The sequence below is a fragment of the Chitinophaga cymbidii genome, assembly GCF_007992715.1.
GTDB lineage: Bacteria > Bacteroidota > Bacteroidia > Chitinophagales > Chitinophagaceae > Chitinophaga > Chitinophaga cymbidii.
Map to the genome: position 1 here is coordinate 1824737 of NZ_BKAU01000001.1, position 16230 is coordinate 1840966.

The 16230-nt window shown below is 54.4% G+C and carries 13 protein-coding genes; 6 read left to right on the plus strand and 7 right to left on the minus strand.

The window, feature by feature from the left end:
• Window positions 1-3: 3 nt before the first annotated feature.
• Together CCY01nite_RS07430 and CCY01nite_RS07435 are read right to left on the minus strand one after the other, a co-directional pair.
• Window positions 4-690 carry a gluconate 2-dehydrogenase subunit 3 family protein gene (locus CCY01nite_RS07430; protein ID WP_146859263.1) on the minus strand — a complete coding sequence of 229 codons (687 nt, stop codon included), beginning with the start codon at window positions 688-690 and terminating at the stop codon, window positions 4-6.
• Between the two features lie 4 nt (window positions 691-694).
• Window positions 695-2431, minus strand: a complete 1737-nt coding sequence (locus CCY01nite_RS07435; RefSeq protein WP_146859265.1) for a GMC family oxidoreductase — start codon at window positions 2429-2431, stop codon at window positions 695-697.
• Window positions 2432-2530: 99 nt separating this feature from the next.
• Between CCY01nite_RS07435 and CCY01nite_RS07440 the strand changes: the two genes are divergently transcribed.
• The gene (locus CCY01nite_RS07440; RefSeq protein ID WP_146859267.1) at window positions 2531-4018 is read left to right on the plus strand and encodes a gluconokinase; all 1488 of its coding nucleotides are present in this window, start codon (window positions 2531-2533) and stop codon (window positions 4016-4018) included.
• Window positions 4019-4023: 5 nt separating this feature from the next.
• On the opposite strand, the gene mutL is transcribed toward CCY01nite_RS07440, so the two are convergent.
• Window positions 4024-5859 (minus strand): DNA mismatch repair endonuclease MutL, encoded by a 1836-nt coding sequence (mutL, locus tag CCY01nite_RS07445; protein WP_146859269.1) that lies wholly within the window; start codon window positions 5857-5859, stop codon window positions 4024-4026.
• A gap of 266 nt (window positions 5860-6125) precedes the next feature.
• Here mutL and msrB point away from each other — a divergent pair, with 266 nt between their 5' ends.
• On the plus strand, window positions 6126-6590 hold the full coding sequence (msrB, locus tag CCY01nite_RS07450) for a peptide-methionine (R)-S-oxide reductase MsrB (RefSeq protein ID WP_246129877.1): 465 nt from the start codon (window positions 6126-6128) through the stop codon (window positions 6588-6590).
• A gap of 93 nt (window positions 6591-6683) precedes the next feature.
• Here msrB and CCY01nite_RS07455 read toward each other — a convergent pair whose 3' ends face one another.
• Window positions 6684-6965, minus strand: coding sequence for a YciI family protein (locus CCY01nite_RS07455; protein ID WP_146859273.1), 282 nt, complete (start codon window positions 6963-6965; stop codon window positions 6684-6686).
• A gap of 172 nt (window positions 6966-7137) precedes the next feature.
• On the opposite strand from CCY01nite_RS07455, the gene CCY01nite_RS07460 reads away from it, so the two are divergent.
• The 4 genes from CCY01nite_RS07460 (at window position 7138) to CCY01nite_RS07475 (ending at window position 11286) form a co-directional block, all read left to right on the plus strand.
• The gene (locus CCY01nite_RS07460; RefSeq protein WP_146859275.1) at window positions 7138-8853 is read left to right on the plus strand and encodes a DUF4836 family protein; all 1716 of its coding nucleotides are present in this window, start codon (window positions 7138-7140) and stop codon (window positions 8851-8853) included.
• 107 nt (window positions 8854-8960) lie between these two features.
• Entirely contained in the window at window positions 8961-9611 is a 651-nt protein-coding gene (locus CCY01nite_RS07465; RefSeq protein WP_186830956.1) for an ATP-binding cassette domain-containing protein, read from the plus strand.
• A 2-nt stretch (window positions 9612-9613) separates the two neighbouring features.
• A complete protein-coding gene (locus CCY01nite_RS07470; RefSeq protein ID WP_146859280.1) occupies window positions 9614-10801 on the plus strand; it encodes a transporter in 1188 nt (395 codons plus the stop codon).
• Between the two features lie 26 nt (window positions 10802-10827).
• A complete protein-coding gene (locus CCY01nite_RS07475) occupies window positions 10828-11286 on the plus strand; it encodes a Dabb family protein (protein WP_246129878.1) in 459 nt (152 codons plus the stop codon).
• 18 nt (window positions 11287-11304) lie between these two features.
• Here CCY01nite_RS07475 and CCY01nite_RS07480 read toward each other — a convergent pair whose 3' ends face one another.
• Genes CCY01nite_RS07480 through CCY01nite_RS07490 form a run of 3 tightly spaced genes read right to left on the minus strand, consistent with a single transcriptional unit; the run spans window position 11305 to window position 16192 of the window.
• Window positions 11305-13845, minus strand: coding sequence for a DUF3857 domain-containing protein (locus tag CCY01nite_RS07480; protein ID WP_146859282.1), 2541 nt, complete (start codon window positions 13843-13845; stop codon window positions 11305-11307).
• Between the two features lie 20 nt (window positions 13846-13865).
• Window positions 13866-14957, minus strand: coding sequence for a DUF2891 domain-containing protein (locus CCY01nite_RS07485; protein ID WP_146859284.1), 1092 nt, complete (start codon window positions 14955-14957; stop codon window positions 13866-13868).
• On the minus strand, window positions 14954-16192 hold the full coding sequence (locus tag CCY01nite_RS07490) for an NAD(P)/FAD-dependent oxidoreductase (RefSeq protein WP_146859286.1): 1239 nt from the start codon (window positions 16190-16192) through the stop codon (window positions 14954-14956). The genes CCY01nite_RS07485 and CCY01nite_RS07490 overlap by 4 nt, the downstream gene beginning before the upstream one ends.
• Window positions 16193-16230: the final 38 nt, after the last annotated feature.

Genomic DNA, 16230 nt, shown 5'->3' on the forward strand with positions numbered 1-16230 from the left:
ACATCAGGCCTCGTTCCAGGTCATGAGCTTGCCCCTGTCTTCCGGCTTCAGGCATTCCTGCAAAGTTTTCTCGTCATACGAAAGATCGTACTGCGCCAGCACTTCCGCGGGCACGCCGTCCCATACGTTGGGCTGATTGCCTTTGTATTCCAGGTCTTTAATGCCCATTTCACTGGTGAAAAAGCCGGTGGCCGTGAGATTGCGCATGGTGCTGAAGAAAGCAACGCCCTGGCTTAGCTCCGGCGCGGCGTTGTATGGATAGGCGATCTGGTCGATGATCTTTTTCTGCTGCTCTTCGGACAGTTCGGAAAAGCCTTTATTGTGGGCTTTCAGGCTGAACATTTCCAGCCAGCGCAGGCCGCCGCGCATCGGCGTCTGGTATTCGGGCATGTCTTTTACGATGAAGGCGATGAACTCCGGCACTTTTGCATCCGATGCGCTGCCGGAGCGGTCGTCTTTCGGAATGATGATGTCCGCCAGGATGGTGATGGTTTTCATTTCCGCATCGGTGAAAAAAGTTTCATCGGCAAGTTGCCCGTCGCGCTGCACTTCATCCGGCGTGCGGCCGTAATCTTTGAACACGCCTTTGCCAACGGGTCCTTTATCACCCTTTGGTTCGCAGGCCGATAAAATAACGCCGGTGGATACGGTGCCTACCAGCAGGGCTTTCAGCGATTCTCTTCTGTCCATCTTCTTAAAGATTTTGTTTTTTCAACTCACTTACAATGTATTCAGATGCGCGCATGGACAATGCCAGGATCGTCCACGTGGGATTTTTATCCGCCTGCGAAACAAAAGCGCCGCCATCCACCACAAATACGTTCTTCACATCATGCGCCTGGTTGTATTTGTTGAGCACGGAGCGGGAGGGATCGTCGCCCATGCGGGTGGTGCCTACTTCGTGAATGATGCGGCCGGGATTTTCGAGACCGTACATCGTGTCCGCGCCGGGCTTTTCACCCAGCGGTACGCCGCCCATTTCGTGGATGAGCTTTTCAAAAGTATCCTGCATGTGTTTCGCCTGTTTGATCTCGTGCTCGCTCCAGGTGTAGTGGAAGCGCAGCACGGGAATACCGAATTTGTCCACCACATTGGGGTCGATCTCGCAGTAGTTATCCGCCCGCGCAATGGCTTCGCCTCTGCCCGCGAACCCGACGGTAGAACCCCAGAACCGGCGATAGTCGTCTTTCAGCGAAGCGCCATAGCCACCAGGCATCTGGCTGGCCGCGCGTTTGGGATCGTTGCGCTGCAACCGCTCGATACCGAATCCGAAGCCGTACATGGGCATGGAGAGGCCGCCGCCCATTTCTATGTGATAGCCGCGCGCGAAGTCCAGCTTCTTGTTATCCAGCCACCAGGGCACATACACATGCATGCCGCCCACACCGTCTTCGTTATACCGCTTGCGGTCCATCAGCCTGGGAATAAATGCACTGCGGCTGGCGCCGGTGGAATCATGCAGATATTTACCCACCACGCCGCTGGAATTGGCAAGACCGTTCTTATGCACCGATGATTTCGAGTTCAGCAGCAGCCGCGCGGATTCGCAGGCGCTGGCCGCCAGTACGATCACGCGGGCGTTCACCTGGTATTCCTGCAGGTCGTTGCGGTCCACATAAGAAACGCCGGTGGCTTTGCCCGTGCTGTCTGTGAGCACTTCCCGCGCCATCGCGTCTGTATAAAGGTCCACGTTCCCGTTTTTCATCGCCGGCTTCACGAGGCAGGTGGAAGACGAGAAGTCGCCATACACCGTACATCCGCGGTTACACTGGCTGCAAAAGAAGCAGGCGCCGCGGTCTTTATTGACCGGTCTTGTGAGAATGGACAAACGGGATGCGATCACGGGCAGCCCCATCTTTGCGCCCGCCTGCCGGATCAGCAGCTCGTGCAGGCGCGGCTTCGGCGGCGGCAGGAACAGGCCGTCCGGCTCGTTATAGATACCTTCCTTGCTCCCGAACACACCAATGAGCTTGTCCACCCGGTCGTAATAAGGCTTCACATCATCATAAGAGATCGGCCAGTCATCACCATGCCCGTCAAGACTATAATGTTTGAAATCGTTCGGCCCGAAGCGCAGTGAAATGCGGCCCCAGTGGTTCGTTCTGCCGCCCACCATGCGCGAGCGGAACCAGTCGAACTGCGTACCGTTCTTTTTCGTGTATGGTTCACCGTTAAGTTCCCATCCGCCGTAGGCGGCGTCAAAATCCCCGAAGGGGCGGGTGGTGCCTGCGCCGCGGCGCGGAGATTCGTAAGGCCATTTCAGCTGCGTCTGTTGCTTTGGATCGGCGGGGTCGTATTTGGGCCCGGCTTCCAGCAGCGCTACTTTCAGACCTGCTTCGGAAAGGACCTTCGCCGCCATTCCACCGCCTGCGCCGGAGCCAATGATACATACATCATATGCCTTCGGCTGTTTTTTTATCTCGAATGCCATTGAAACGTGGATTTTGTAAAAGATTTGACCTGTAAGTATTTAAATCTATAAATTATATGCGGAAAATGGAAGCTGTTTTTTACTTTAGGCGTGTATTCTATGACAACTACTAACACAGCACCTTATATCCTTGGGGTAGATATTGGCACGGGAAGTGCAAAAGCGGTGGCGGTAACGCCATCCGGACAAATACCGGCGTCGCGCCGGCAAACGTATGCCACGGAACATCCGCAGCCGGGCTTCAGTGAGCAGGACCCGGAAATCGTGATCGCCGCTATCATCGCCGCCATCCGCGAGACCGTAGCAGAAATGGGCAGCGCCCCCGCGGCCATCGCGCTGAGCTGCGCTATGCACAGCTTTATGGCGGTGGATGAACATGGAAAAGCACTGACGCCGCTGATGCTCTGGTCGGACAGCCGCAGCGAATCATTCGCCGCCGCGCTGAAGAACAGCGAAGCGGGCATGCGGATCTACAAGGCCACGGGCACGCCCATCCACCCGATGTCCCCATTCTGCAAGCTGCAATGGATGAGGGAACATGAACCGGAGATATTCAAAAAAGCGGCCTGTTTTATCGGCATCAAGGAATTGTTCCTGCACCGCTGCTTCGGGGAATTTATCATCGATCATTCACTGGCTTCCGCTACCGGCATGTTTGACATCCGGGCGCTGGACTGGCATGCGGAAGCGCTGGAAATTGCCGGCGTTACAGATGAGCGCCTGCCGATACCGGTGGAAACGACACGTTTACTCATAGGCATGGACCCCGCTATGGCGGAGGCTTTGGGCGTAACGCCGGAAACGCTGATCCTCGCGGGCAGCAGCGACGGTTGCCTGGCGCAGCTGGGCAGCGGGGCGGTGCAACCCGGACAGGCGGCGCTGACCATCGGCACCAGCGGCGCCATTCGCATGATGACGCCACGGCCCGCGGAAGATGCCGGGGAGCGTTTGTTCTCGTATGCGCTCACGCCTTCGCATTACGTGTGCGGCGGCGCGATCAACAACGGCGGCGGCGCTTTGCAGTGGTTTACGCAGAATTTCCTGCCCTGGTCTGACTACAACACTTTCGTGAAAACCGCGCTCTCCGCGCCCCCTGGAGCGGATGGGCTTTTATGCCTGCCGTACCTGCTCGGGGAAAGAGCGCCCGTTTGGGATAGCCGTTCCCGTGGCGCCTTTGTGGGCGTGCAGCAACAACATACCGCGGCGCATTTTCAGCGCGCGCTGATAGAAGGCATTTGCTTCGGATTGTATAATGTGGGCGAAGCGCTGGCGCAATCATTGGTGCCGATCGAGGAGGTGACCGTCAGCGGCGGGTTCACCGCTTCACCGCTCTGGATACAATTGCTGGCGGATATTTTTCAGAAGCCGATGCTGCTGCACCAGGACGAAGACGCTTCGGCCCTTGGCGCCGCGCTGCTCGGCTGGCATGCGCTGGAAAAGATAGACGCATGGAAATTCAGCCCCGCCGCGGCCGCGCGCGTGTTCGAACCGTCGGAAGAACATCATGCGGTATACATGCGGAATTACAAAGCGTACTCCTTACTCTATCATCAGTTAAAAGATGTGATGGAAATATTGCGCGGATAAAAAAACTATGCCCCCCGCTCAAACATCCTTTCCAGGTCATTCAGCTTGAAGGAGATGAACGTGAACCGCCCGCCCGGGGAAACATTGGGCGTGGAGCAGGCGAACAGCTCATCGATGATGTTCTGCATTTCCCGCGTATCGAGCGATCTTCCGGGGGGAATGGCGTTATTGCGCGCCATGGAACGCACCAGCTTTTCCCGCCGGCTGAGCTTCAGTTCGTTGCTGAAGTGCTTGAATTGTTCCAGCAAACCTTCTATGCTGGCCTGTTCATTCCCTGTTTGTATGTCCGCCGGTGTGCCGCGGACCACGAAAGTGTGCTGGCCGAAGGGTTCCAGGTCGTATCCCAGCGCCTGCAGGTCCGGCAGCATTTCCGAGATGATGATGGCGTCCGCGGGCAATAGCTCCAGCGTTTGCGGGAAGAGGCTTTGCTGCGTGGCCATCGGTTTTTCGGCCAGGGCGCGCTGATAGCGTTCGTAGAGAATGCGTTCGTGCGCGGCGCGCTGGTCTACCAGGATGAAGCCTGATTTTATTTGCGAGAGAATGAATTGCTGGTGTACCTGTACCGGCACTTTGTGATCGGTGGCGGCTTCCTGCCAGCGCTCGTCTATGACGGAGGCCGTTTCCGTATGCGCATGCGTTGGTTTCTCGGGGGCAGGGGGGCCTTCATAAAGGTCTTTCCAGTGACGGAGATTGCTGGCCTGGTCGATGACATGCGCCTGGTTGGCGTGCATGAATGTTTTGTAGATGGAAGTGTTGGCGGACTGCGCTTTCTTTTGCTCGGTGAAAGGTTGCGTGACGGCATCCAGCTGCTGGATGCCCGGGTCCAGCTCGAAGTCCAGCGCCGGTGTTACGCTGAATTGCGCCAGCGCGTGTTTGATGGCGGACTGCACAAAGGCGTAGAGGATCTTTTCGTCGTCGAACTTGATCTCCTGCTTGGTGGGGTGCACGTTGATGTCTATATGCGCCGGGTCCAGGTCAATGAAGAGCACGTACAGGGGATAGTTCTCCGCGGGGATCATTTCGGCGAAGGCGTTCATCACGGCATGATGCAGGTATCCGCTTTTGATGAAGCGGTTATTGACGAAGAAGAACTGGTCGCCGCGTGTTTTCTTGGCGGTCTCCGGTTTTCCTACGAACCCGTTGATATTCATGTAGTCCGTGCTTTCTTTCACGGTCACGAGCTTGGAGTTGTAATGCTGCCCGAGGATGGCGATCACCCGTTGCTTGAGCGAGCCTTTTTCCAGGTGGAACATTTGCTGGCCGTTGCTGTTGAGCGAGAACTGGAGGTGCGGGAAAGCGAGCGCTACGCGGATGAACTCGTCCACAATATGCCGCATTTCCGCGGCGTTGCTTTTCAGGAAGTTACGCCGGGCGGGCACGTTGAAGAAGAGGTTCTTCATGGCGATGCTGGTGCCCACGGCGGTCTGGCAGGGCTCCTGGCGCTTGACGAAGCTGTTGTCTATTTCAATGAAAGTGCCGATCTCTTCCGTGTGCATGCGGGATTTAAGCTCTACCTGCGATACCGCCGCAATGGATGCGAGCGCTTCGCCGCGGAAGCCCATGGTGCGGATGTGGAAAAGATCGTCGATGGACTGGATCTTGGAGGTGGCATGACGTTCAAAGCACATGCGCGCATCCGTTTCGCTCATGCCGCTGCCGTTGTCGATCACCTGCACCAGCTCTTTGCCGGCGTCTTTTATAAAGAGTTGAATTTCCGTTGCTCCGGCGTCTACGGCATTTTCCAGCAATTCCTTGACTGCCGATGCCGGCCGCTGAATAACTTCGCCCGCTGCTATCTGATTCGCTATGTTGTCCGGTAACAAATTGATAATATCCGCCACTTGCCTGCCTTTTGGCGTAAAGTTAGCAAATTTTACGCAGGCGAAACCAGGCGTGCCGCTCGGGAAAATATTGTTAACGGGAGCTGCGGGGCAAACTATACGCCGGTTCGTTTCGTACCTTTAGTATAGACACATTGACCAGGTGTTAAAACATAGTTAACGCACAAGCACAGATTGAAATGAGGGCCAGGAATCTTCTAATTTTGGGGCTGACTTTATTTACCAGCCATTGTACATACCCGCAAAACGGAGTTAAAAACAAATCGATGGAAGAAAAAAAGAATCCGGTGTACTCCCGCACGGATACTAGTAAAGTAAACCTTACAGACGCAGAGTGGAAAAACCTTTTATCAAAAGAAGTGTATGATATTGCCCGCGAAAAAGGCACAGAATGGGCGTTTACTGGAAAATACTGGAATCACAAGGAACAAGGCACCTATTATTGCGCAGCATGTGGTAATCCGCTGTTTGTATCGGATACCAAATTCGAAAGCGGCTGCGGATGGCCGAGCTTTTACCAGCCGGTCAGCAAAACGAGTGTGCTGTATGCACCGGACAATTCACATGGAATGCAGCGAACAGAAGTAGAATGCGGAAGATGCAAGGCCCACCTGGGCCATGTTTTTGACGATGGCCCGCCGCCAACAGGGCTGCGCTATTGCATTAATTCCGTGATCCTTGACTTTGACAAGGCGCAGGACGCGGAGAAGAAGTACAAGGAGAAAGAATGAAGGCCCTGCAGTGCTTATGAAAGAGGTTTCAATGCCAGCTCCTCCTGCATAATCATAATGATGCTCCCCCGCAGAAAAGTGGATTTTCGTTTATCATGAACTGATGCCGGCCATCTCGAAGGTGTTCGGCTCGAACTCGATGATGTCGTACACGGCCAGCTGGAATTTGTCGAGCGGATCTTCCGCGAGAATGTTTTCTACCTCCCGCCTGCTGGCGGCCTTGCAAAGGATGATACCACCTGTGCGGGGCTTGCGGCGGCCGGAAAGAATGAAGCGGCCTTCGCGGGCCTGCTTTTCAAGGAACGCATTATGCGCGTCAATGTAGTGGTCTATAGCCGCCACCGGGCGGATATATTGTACGAGGATGAGGTACATAGCTTAGCGGTCTTTCAGTAAGTAAATGGTTAAAAATCAGAATATTTGCAAAGGTAGATAAATTGTTGATAGTAGCCGCTTTCCTGCCGGATATCAATAAAATTAAACGTATTAGCAAAAAACCTTGTATTTTTACCCGTAATTTTCAAATCCATTTAACATTCACCTCTTTATGAAAAGAACGCTTACAAGGGCACTCCTCTCTATGACCGGAGCCGCCATGCTGTTGTTAGCCGCATGTTCCAAAACCCCCGAACAAGGAAAACACATTCCGAAATCGGCAGCACTGGTACTCGGGATCAACTCCAAACAAATACAGCAAAAGCTGGTGACAGAAGGCCTCACTGTGGAAAAGCTCTTCGAATCCCTCCAGCAGAAAGATACCAGCAACGCAATGACAAAAGCCATGAAGGAAGCGGAAAATTCCGGCGTGGACCTGCAAAGCGATGTGTATGTCGCCATGGTGCCCGGTGAAAGCGGACCGGCTTATATTGCTGCATACGCTGCCCTGAAAGACGCTTCCAAATTCGAAGCGTTCATCAAGGAAAAATCAAAGAAAGAAGTAAAAGCCGGTACCGACTTTAAATATGTAGCGGATGAAAATGGCAATGGTGTGCTGGGTTTCGACAAGAACATGGTCATCGGCATTTTCGGCTTCGACCCGAACAGCGCCCGCTTTGGCGGCAGAGATCAGACCCCCGGCGGGCTGGACGAGAAAAGCGCTACCGACATACTGAATAACCTCTTCCATATGAAAGCGGACGAATCCATTGCGGGCGTTGAGTCTTTCAAAGCGGTACACAAAGAAAAAGGAGACGTGGTATTCTGGATGAGCAGCGAGCAGATCTATGCCTTCAATCCCGGTACGCCTACCGGTATGGGAGCGCTCATGTCCAACAATATGAAAAAGCTCACCGCCGGCTCTTTCCAGACAGCCGCCGTGCATTTCGAAAACGGCAAGATCCGGGTGAACAGCCTCTCTTACGCCGGCAAGGAAATGCAGGATATCATGAAGAAATACCCGATGGAGAAAGTGAACATCAGCATGCTGGAAAACTATCCTTCAGAGGATATCTTCGGTTTTGCGCTGCTGAACTTCGACCTCCGCATGATCGGCGATATCATCAAGCTCGTTGGAATGGACGGCCTCGCGAACGTGGGCCTGGCGGAAGCCGGTCTTACGCTGGACGATATCCTGAAAGCCTTCAAAGGCGAACTGGCGCTCATCGGCTCTGACTTCTCCGTGAAAAGCCAGCCCTCCGAATGGGACTCTTCCTATAAAGTGACCAAGCCCGAACTGAAATGGGTATTCAATATGAAGGTGGGCGATAAAGCCGCTTTTGAAAAAGTAATGAACTCCCCGATGGTGGGACAAATGTTCACCAAACAAGGTGAGGAGTACGTGCCGAACCAGCCGCTCGGTCCCGTTGCCGTGTCTATCAACGACAAACGCATCCTGGCTGCTTCAGACGCATCCCTGCTCTCTGCTTACGATGCCGGTAAAGGCAAGGCCAACGTGGAAAGCAGTGTGCTGAGCAAAACGAAAGGAAGCGTAATGAGCATGTACCTGAGCGTGGAAAAACTGGTGAACAACATTCCCGCGGAAGAAATGAAGCTGCCGGACAGCGTGCTGAACGATCTGAAAGGTCTGCTGAAAGATTTCACCGTGGTAACCGAGCCTTCCAGCGGAAAAACACAGAAATCCGTACTGGAACTGAATTTCAAGAACGAAAATCAGAACACGCTCGTGCAGATCACCAACTTCACCACCAAAATGTACAACTACTACATGGCGAAGAAAGCGGAAGAAGATGCGATGTGGGGCGAACCAGTAACCGACACTACAACGGCCATCGTGGATTCTGCCATTGCGGTACCAGCTCAATAAAAATATCCGATGTTATAGAAAAGAGGATGTCCAGGCTGCGACATCCTCTTTTTATTTGCCCGTATTTTACTTTATATTTATTCTTCATCGCCCATCAAACAGATAACATGGAGATCCAGCTTTCTGCGGTGGTGCCCGTTCCGCTGCGTGAAAAAGTGCTACAGCAGCAGTCGGACATCTGGAACCGCGACATCCGTTTCCTGCCCGCACAGACCATCAAGATAAAAGCGCCCTCGGGCACCGGCAAAACCACGCTGGTGCACTATCTCTATAATATCCGTTACGATTATACCGGCAGCATTTCGGTGGATGGAAAGCCCTGGTCTTCCTTCAGCAAAGATCAGCTGGCGGCCATCCGGCAGCAACAGATCAGCGTGGTGTTCCAGGACCTGCGCCTGTTCGATCAGCTGACAGCGCTGGAAAACATCGAGCTGAAAAGAGTGATGAGCCCGCAGCCTTACCATCCGCAGGAAAAGATTCGCGAAATGGCGGACCGCCTCGGGGTCAGCCATGTGCTGAACCAGAGCAGCGCCACTTTGTCCTACGGCGAAAAGCAGCGCATCGCCATCATCCGCGCGCTGATGCAGCCGTTTCAATGGCTGATGATGGACGAGCCTTTCAGCCACCTGGACGAAGCCAATACGGAAAAGGCGGCGAAGCTGATCGCCGAGGAATGCCGCGCCCGCAATGCGGGCTTTGTGCTCACGGACCTGGACCACGATAACCATTTTGATTACCAAGTGACCTATCTTCTTTAGCCATGCATTTTTACCAGATACTGAAAAAGATCATCCGCACCGGCGTTGGAAAAGGGCGCTTCCTCATGGCGGCCGTCGGCCTGGGAATAGCCATGCTGCTCATCCTGGTGGCGCTGCAGGTACATCATAATTTCAATGAGCTGCTTTATGGCGAACGCAACCAGAATGAGCGGGCGGACTTTCTGGTGATCAATAAAACGATCACCAATGAAATGATGGGCAATAACGCGCTGAGCACATTTACGCCCGCGGAGATCGACGATTTTAAAAAGCAGCCTTTTGTAGATGACTTCGGCGTTATCACAGCGGGCGCTTACAATGTAAAAATGGTGGCGAACCAGCTGGGCTTTTCCACCGAGCTTTTCTTTGAAGCGGTGCCGGACAGTTTTATTGATGTGAAAACGGACCAATGGAAATGGCAGCAGGGCCAGCAGGAAGTGCCTGTGATCGTGCCCAGCGATTTCCTGGATATGTTCAACTTCGGTTTTGCGATGGGCAACAACATCCCGCAGTTCTCCGAAGAAACCGTGTCTTCCCTCTCACCCGGCATCGTCATCAGCCAGGGCATGCGCAGCAGCCAGTTCAACGGGCGCATCGTAGGGTTTTCAGACAGGATCTCTACCGTGCTGGTGCCTTTGTCTTTCATGGAGTGGGCGAACAGCGTTTACGGGGAAGGACAGGCGAAACCACCTTCGCGGGTGATCATCAAAACAAAAGACCCCAGCAATCCCGTGCTGACGGATTACCTGGACCAACACGGCTATTCCACCAACAAGGAAAAGACCAAATACAGCAAAGTCCGCGTGATCGTGCAGACGATCGTAAGCGTGGTAGGGTTCTTCGGCATTGTATTGCTGATGTTCGCCCTGCTGGTGTTCAGCATGTTCATTCAGCTGGTGATCGCTTCCTGTAAAAAGGAAATACGGCTGCTGATCACGCTGGGCGCGGCGCCGCGGCAATTGCAGCGCTACCTGCTCAAACAGTTCGTGCCGCTTTACATTGTGATCGGCCTGCTGGCACTGGTGCTGGTGGCAGGGCTGCAGTGGTGGGCAGCGGGGCTGCTGGCCAAACACCAGATGTTCGTGCCCTCGCTGCCGGGTGTGATCACCTTCGCGGCTGCCGTGACCATCCTGGTGCTGGTGTATCTCGTGAACCTGTTCGCCGTGAAAAAGCATATCGCCGGAATGTAAACACTTCAATCATCAAATACTGGACAATGAAAAAAGCCCTTATCGTTTTATTCACCCTTGCCGCCTGCCAGAGCGCTCCCAAAGAGGCTGCGCAGCAGGACAGCTTGACTTTTCAGGACGGAAAAGCTAACTTGTCTCCCGTTCAAAATACATTAGCCATGCCCGCAACAAAAAAATTCGTGCACGTTGTAAATTTTTATCTGAAACCGGGCCTTTCTCCGGAAGACGTAAAGAAGTTTGAGGACGGTGTGAGCACGCTCGGTAAAATTGAAAGCCTGCTGGTGTTCAACGTAGGCAAACCGGCGGGCACAGACCGCCCGGTGATCGATAAAAGCTACAGCTACTGCCTGCTCACGGTGTTCAACGACAAGGCCGGCCATGACCTTTACCAGGAAGCGCCCATCCATCTTGAGTTTATCAAGAACTGCGAGCATCTTTGGGAAAAAGTGGTGATCTTCGATTCGGAAACGATCGACTACCAATAATACGGAAACGGGGTCTTGTCAGGCCCCGTTTTCTTCTTCATAGGGCACTACAAATGTGTGTTTCGACCGTTCGGAAGTAAGCAGGTAAGGCACGCAGAACGCGGCGGACACCACGGGCAATACAAGGTCTTTGTTGTGAAGCGCCAGGTAGCTGCCGCCCTGCAGGAGATCCGTCAGCACATAATCCAGTATCATGGCCGCGGGGCTGAAGATCAGCAGAAAACTGAAAGTGCGCGGGAAAAGATCGCGGCGCCGGAAGAACAGGAGCACCACAAAGCCGGCGAGCACCAGCATAAAAACCGCGAACACGGCTTCCGCCAGCATCAATAGCTGTATCACTGAAATGTTCCTGCCGGGATTGGAGGCATACAGGTTTATCCAGTACCGGTTCTGAAACGTTTCCATGTCCAGCACCGTTGCGAACATAACTAACGGGTACAACACCACGAAAAACCCGATCACCACCATGCCGCGTGTGATGTCCCACGGCTCCTGCGTGGGATATACCTGCGGCACGGAACGCCGGTAAAAGCGCCGGCATCCATAGATAAACAAAGCCGTGCAGGCGATCGCTACGCCCAATACCATCCAGTTAAGGCCGCCACCCACGGTTTTCCCCACTGCACCAGGCTTCCAGGTAAAGCGGAACCCGCACAGCTTTTGCAGCTTGTTCATATCCCGCACGTATTGCGTTATCTCGTCCGGCCGCAGATGATCCCTCAGCGTAACGAGCTGGTATTGCAGCGATACGGAGTTTTCATATACTTTGGGCGCGAAGGTGAGATCGTATGCCGCTTGTTTGATGGACAAAGGAGGATCGGCCAGGCTCCATTTTTTCGGGAATTTGATGTGGATGTACTGTTTGATGTTGCAGGGATAGGGGAGGCCCAGCGGCTCCGTGCGGCTGTCGTCCGTACTTACGATCTTGTCCGTCAGCAGATGCGCGGAGGTGTTGAAAACCCAGAGGTCAGGCTGCAGGCTGTCTGCTTTCCAGGGGTTGCTGATCCGGTAGCGCTCCTTCACCCGGATGATATTCTCCACTTCATCATCTGCAATGCTCATAGAATCTTCCAGCTCCGCATCGCCATACAGATCAGAATAGAAATCCCTGTAGGAAGTTTGCAGACTGTTCCGGCTTTGCTCCGCGAGAAGGTTGCGCAGGTTGTCCGCATGATACCCGGAGTACTCGGTGCTGACTTCCAGCATGGCTTCGCCATTTCGTGTATCCGGTAGTGTTATATTCTCTTCCGCGAAGATGCCGCCGGTTTTCCTGACCGGTATCTGCGAAAGGCTTGTGGTGGTATCCGTAATCACCAGCGCCAGTCCGTATGCGGGATTATACCGGTCTTTCAGCCGGCCGCGCTGGTAGCTGGCCGTGGCGTCTACCCAGTACGTATCGTCATGGAGGCGGATGCGGGTGATCGCGTGATTGAAGCGGTCCGGGCTGGGCAGCTTGCCGGCTATTTTATCGCGGTATTCGGTGTGCACGTAGGCCATATCGGCTTCGATGCCCACGGCGCGGAGCAGGGCGCAGAGCAGCAGGGATTTATCCTTGCAGTCGCCGAAGCGCTGTTTGCAGACTTTCTCCGGGGCGTTCGGCTGATGCGAGTATTCGCCCATTTCAATGCCCATGTACCGGATATCGTCCTGCACAAAGCGGATAGCGGCCAGCAGGTATTTTTCCTTGCTGCCGTCCGCCTGTTTTTTAAGCGAGGCCACCCGCGCGTTGATCTCCGGGCCGGACAGCGGGATGTTGCTTACCTGCAGGCCCCATTCCGCCACCTCTTTCCAGTTCTGAAACTCGCTGACCTGCGTATGCGGATAACTGGTATACCAGCGCGGAAGGTTTCCCCGATCGTCGTCCGTTATGTGAACGGTATCCTGCAGGTCCCATTCATACAGCACCAGGCCGTTATAATTTCTTTTTTCCGGTTCCGGCGAGCCGTTGATCTTTTTAAAAGACAGCTGCCGGGATGGACTGACCAGCATCGTCTTGTAAAAATTCATGATCGGCTCATAAGCGGTGAAGTAGAACGTATGGCTGAATTTGTTTTTGTAGATGGGGTTTTCGCCGATGATGGAATAGGCGTATTCGATCTGGTCGCCTTTGCGCACGTCTTCCACGATGAGATAGGCGCTGTGGATGCCGCTGTAGATGAACATGGACAATTCCGTTTCCTGCTGCAGCACCTTGAATTTGGAGGGGTCCAGCCGGTTGATGACCTGGCCGTTGCGGCGGATGACCACCTGGTGAAACTGCAGCTTTTCGTAGGAAGGGTCATATTCCACGGTGATCTCCGAGCCGTTCTGAATCCCCGCTTCCGACACGATCTGGCGGATGATATGGCGGTAAACGGTCTGCTTTTCCACATGCCGCTGCTCTTCGAACAGCAGCTGGTAATATCCTTCGCTGATCTCTTTCAGATTGGCCCTGCGCGTGAGGTCCGGCTGATAGGGCACCAGCCAGGCTGGTGCCGGCGCGGTGGAAAAGTTCCTGCCCTGTGCGCACAGCAGCGCAGGGAGCAGCAGGAGGCTTAGCAGGAAGGGATAAAGGCGCATGAGATAAAATATATCGTAAACTAGTATTCTACCGTCAACGCATATACGGCGAAAGTGGCCAGCCAGTGTTCACCGGCATAGTCGCCACTGGCTACATGCGGCAGGGCTGCATGCAGGTGGCGGTTGGCCATTTCCCGGATGGCGCCGCTATTGGCGCCGGCGTGCCGTGCAATGCCGTAGAGGCACCACGCGCGGCTCAGATTCAGGCCGTCCAGGTGCACCAGCTTGCCGTCCGTACGGTCATTCACGGTAGCGGTCTGGAACAGTGATGTTTCTTTTTCGAACAGTCCGGGCAGAAATGCTTTTACCCAGCGCTGGTATTCGCCGGCCGGCAATATCCGCCACATCAGGTCCGCTTCTTCGAGGCAGGGAGAGAGGAAGTCGTAGCCACCCGGTTCCCAGGCAGCGGGACAATCACGGTCCTTTGCATAGAAGCGCATCGCGGCATCGCGGATGGAGGATTGCAAGGCGGTATCTTTCGTGAGGCTTGCGTAATCCCAGGCCAGGCGCAGGCCAAAGGCCAGGTTGGTATGCTCGCCCACACGGATCGGGTAAGCGATCTTTTTGAGGAAATCCTGGTAGGCCTTGCTGAAGAACCACGCCAGCGGCGCGATGTTGCGCCGTAGTTCCCTGGCCATCGGATCGTTCCAGGTGATCAGCTCGGACTGCAATTGCAGCAGCCAGCTCCAGCCGTAGATCCGTTCAAAGCCTTTGTTATCCTTGCTCCGGAAGATCTCCAGTTCTGTGCGGATGTTTTCGGCGGAGAGATTTTCCGCCAGCTTTTTTCGTATCAGCGTGGCATTCGGCATGTCCGGAAAGGTCTTTAATAACCGTATCAGCATCCAGTGGCCATGCACGCTGCTGTGCCAGTCGAAGCAGCCATAAAATGCAGGGTGATAGGTTTTGGGCGATTTGATCAGGGAAGTGTCGGGGAACACGATGCCCGTTTTGTAGGGGAACTCGTGCTGCATGCACTTCAGCGGCAGCTGTGCAAAATGCATGGCGCCTTCGGTGGTCAGGCGCAGTTGCCCGTTCTTCTCTTCGTATAACGGCGTTTGTGCGTAAACGTTTGCCGCGAAAAAGCAGGTGATCAGCAGGGATGGAAATTTCATCGGTTCAATAAAAGTTTGAAGTAAAAAGACGGCCTGGTGAGCTTCTTGCGAAGGTCTACTTCATAGAACATGCAGGAGATCACGTCCTTCAGTTGTTTATTTTTCATGCCCATTTTCATCAGCCAGTTGAACAGGCGGGGATATCTTACCAGCTGCTGCAAACGGTGGCTGAGCTTCAGTTCCGGGCCAAGCACGCGGTATACGCTTTCATCATATGCCATCATCGCTTCGCCGGAAAAATTGCCGGCTTCCAGGCAGGCGGCGGCCTGTTTTGCCGCAATGGCGCCGCTGTACACGGCATTGCCGATGCCTTCGCCCGTAAACGGATCGATCAGGAAAGCGGCATCGCCCACGAGCATGTAGCGTTCGCCGGAAAGGCGGCGTTTCCGGGAGCCGAGCGGGAGGCCGTAGCCATCCAGGCTGCTGGTCATTTCAGCATCGCGGAAGCGTTCCGCAAAGATCGGGTCCTGCTTCAGTGTATCCGTGAGGAGTGTTTTCAGGTTTACTTTCCGGTCGCGCACGGCGTCACTCAGCATGTCCATGCCTACATTGGCTTCGCCGTTTGGCAGCGGGAAGATCCAGAGATAGCCCGGCAGCAGGTTTTTCAGGAAGTGCAGTTCTATGAAGCTGTCCGCATGCATGCCCTTCACGCCTTTGTAATAGGCGCGGATGCCGGCCGCGTAGTATTTCGGTTCCATGCGGATGCCTGCTACGTCGCGGGTGAAGGAGGAATGCGCGCCGTTGGCGATGATGATGAGGTCCGCTTTCACGGTGAAGGTCCCTTTTGCGTCGGAGAGGAGGTAACCGTCTTCTTCCTGTGTATATTTATCGATGCTAACGCCTTCGAATAAACGAATATTTGGACTGCGTTTCAGTTCGTCCACCAGGAAGTTGTCGAAGTGGATGCGTTTGCAGACGAAGCCGATGGGGGCGTCCTGTGTTTTGTTGTAGTTCGGTTTGTAGGGAACGTCGAGGCGCTGGCGGCCGGGGGAAACGAAGGTCACGCCCCAGCTGTTCTCTTTTTCAATGAACTGCCGCAGGCGTTCCGCGATGCCTTTATCGATCTTTTCCAGGCCGGTGATCACTTTGCCGCTCAGGCCGTCTCCGCAGACCTTGTCGCGGGGAAAAACAGCCTTGTCCACGACCACGCAGGAAATCCCCAGGCGGTCCAGCTGCAGCGCCGCCGTTGCGCCACCCGGGCCTGCGCCGATAATACATACTGATGTGGTTATCATAATTCGCCAAGATACGTATTCTGCCGCCGCGGAGGAAA

Coding starts and splice junctions, on each gene's coding strand:
- CCY01nite_RS07430 (WP_146859263.1), bottom strand. CDS start 690: ATGGACAGAAGAGAATCGCTGAAAGCCCTGCTGGTAGGCACCGTATCC.
- CCY01nite_RS07435 (WP_146859265.1), bottom strand. CDS start 2,431: ATGGCATTCGAGATAAAAAAACAGCCGAAGGCATATGATGTATGTATC.
- CCY01nite_RS07440 (WP_146859267.1), top strand. CDS start 2,531: ATGACAACTACTAACACAGCACCTTATATCCTTGGGGTAGATATTGGC.
- msrB (WP_246129877.1), top strand. CDS start 6,126: ATGGAAGAAAAAAAGAATCCGGTGTACTCCCGCACGGATACTAGTAAA.
- CCY01nite_RS07455 (WP_146859273.1), bottom strand. CDS start 6,965: ATGTACCTCATCCTCGTACAATATATCCGCCCGGTGGCGGCTATAGAC.
- CCY01nite_RS07460 (WP_146859275.1), top strand. CDS start 7,138: ATGAAAAGAACGCTTACAAGGGCACTCCTCTCTATGACCGGAGCCGCC.
- CCY01nite_RS07465 (WP_186830956.1), top strand. CDS start 8,961: ATGGAGATCCAGCTTTCTGCGGTGGTGCCCGTTCCGCTGCGTGAAAAA.
- CCY01nite_RS07470 (WP_146859280.1), top strand. CDS start 9,614: ATGCATTTTTACCAGATACTGAAAAAGATCATCCGCACCGGCGTTGGA.
- CCY01nite_RS07475 (WP_246129878.1), top strand. CDS start 10,828: ATGAAAAAAGCCCTTATCGTTTTATTCACCCTTGCCGCCTGCCAGAGC.
- CCY01nite_RS07480 (WP_146859282.1), bottom strand. CDS start 13,845: ATGCGCCTTTATCCCTTCCTGCTAAGCCTCCTGCTGCTCCCTGCGCTG.
- CCY01nite_RS07485 (WP_146859284.1), bottom strand. CDS start 14,957: ATGAAATTTCCATCCCTGCTGATCACCTGCTTTTTCGCGGCAAACGTT.
- CCY01nite_RS07490 (WP_146859286.1), bottom strand. CDS start 16,192: ATGATAACCACATCAGTATGTATTATCGGCGCAGGCCCGGGTGGCGCA.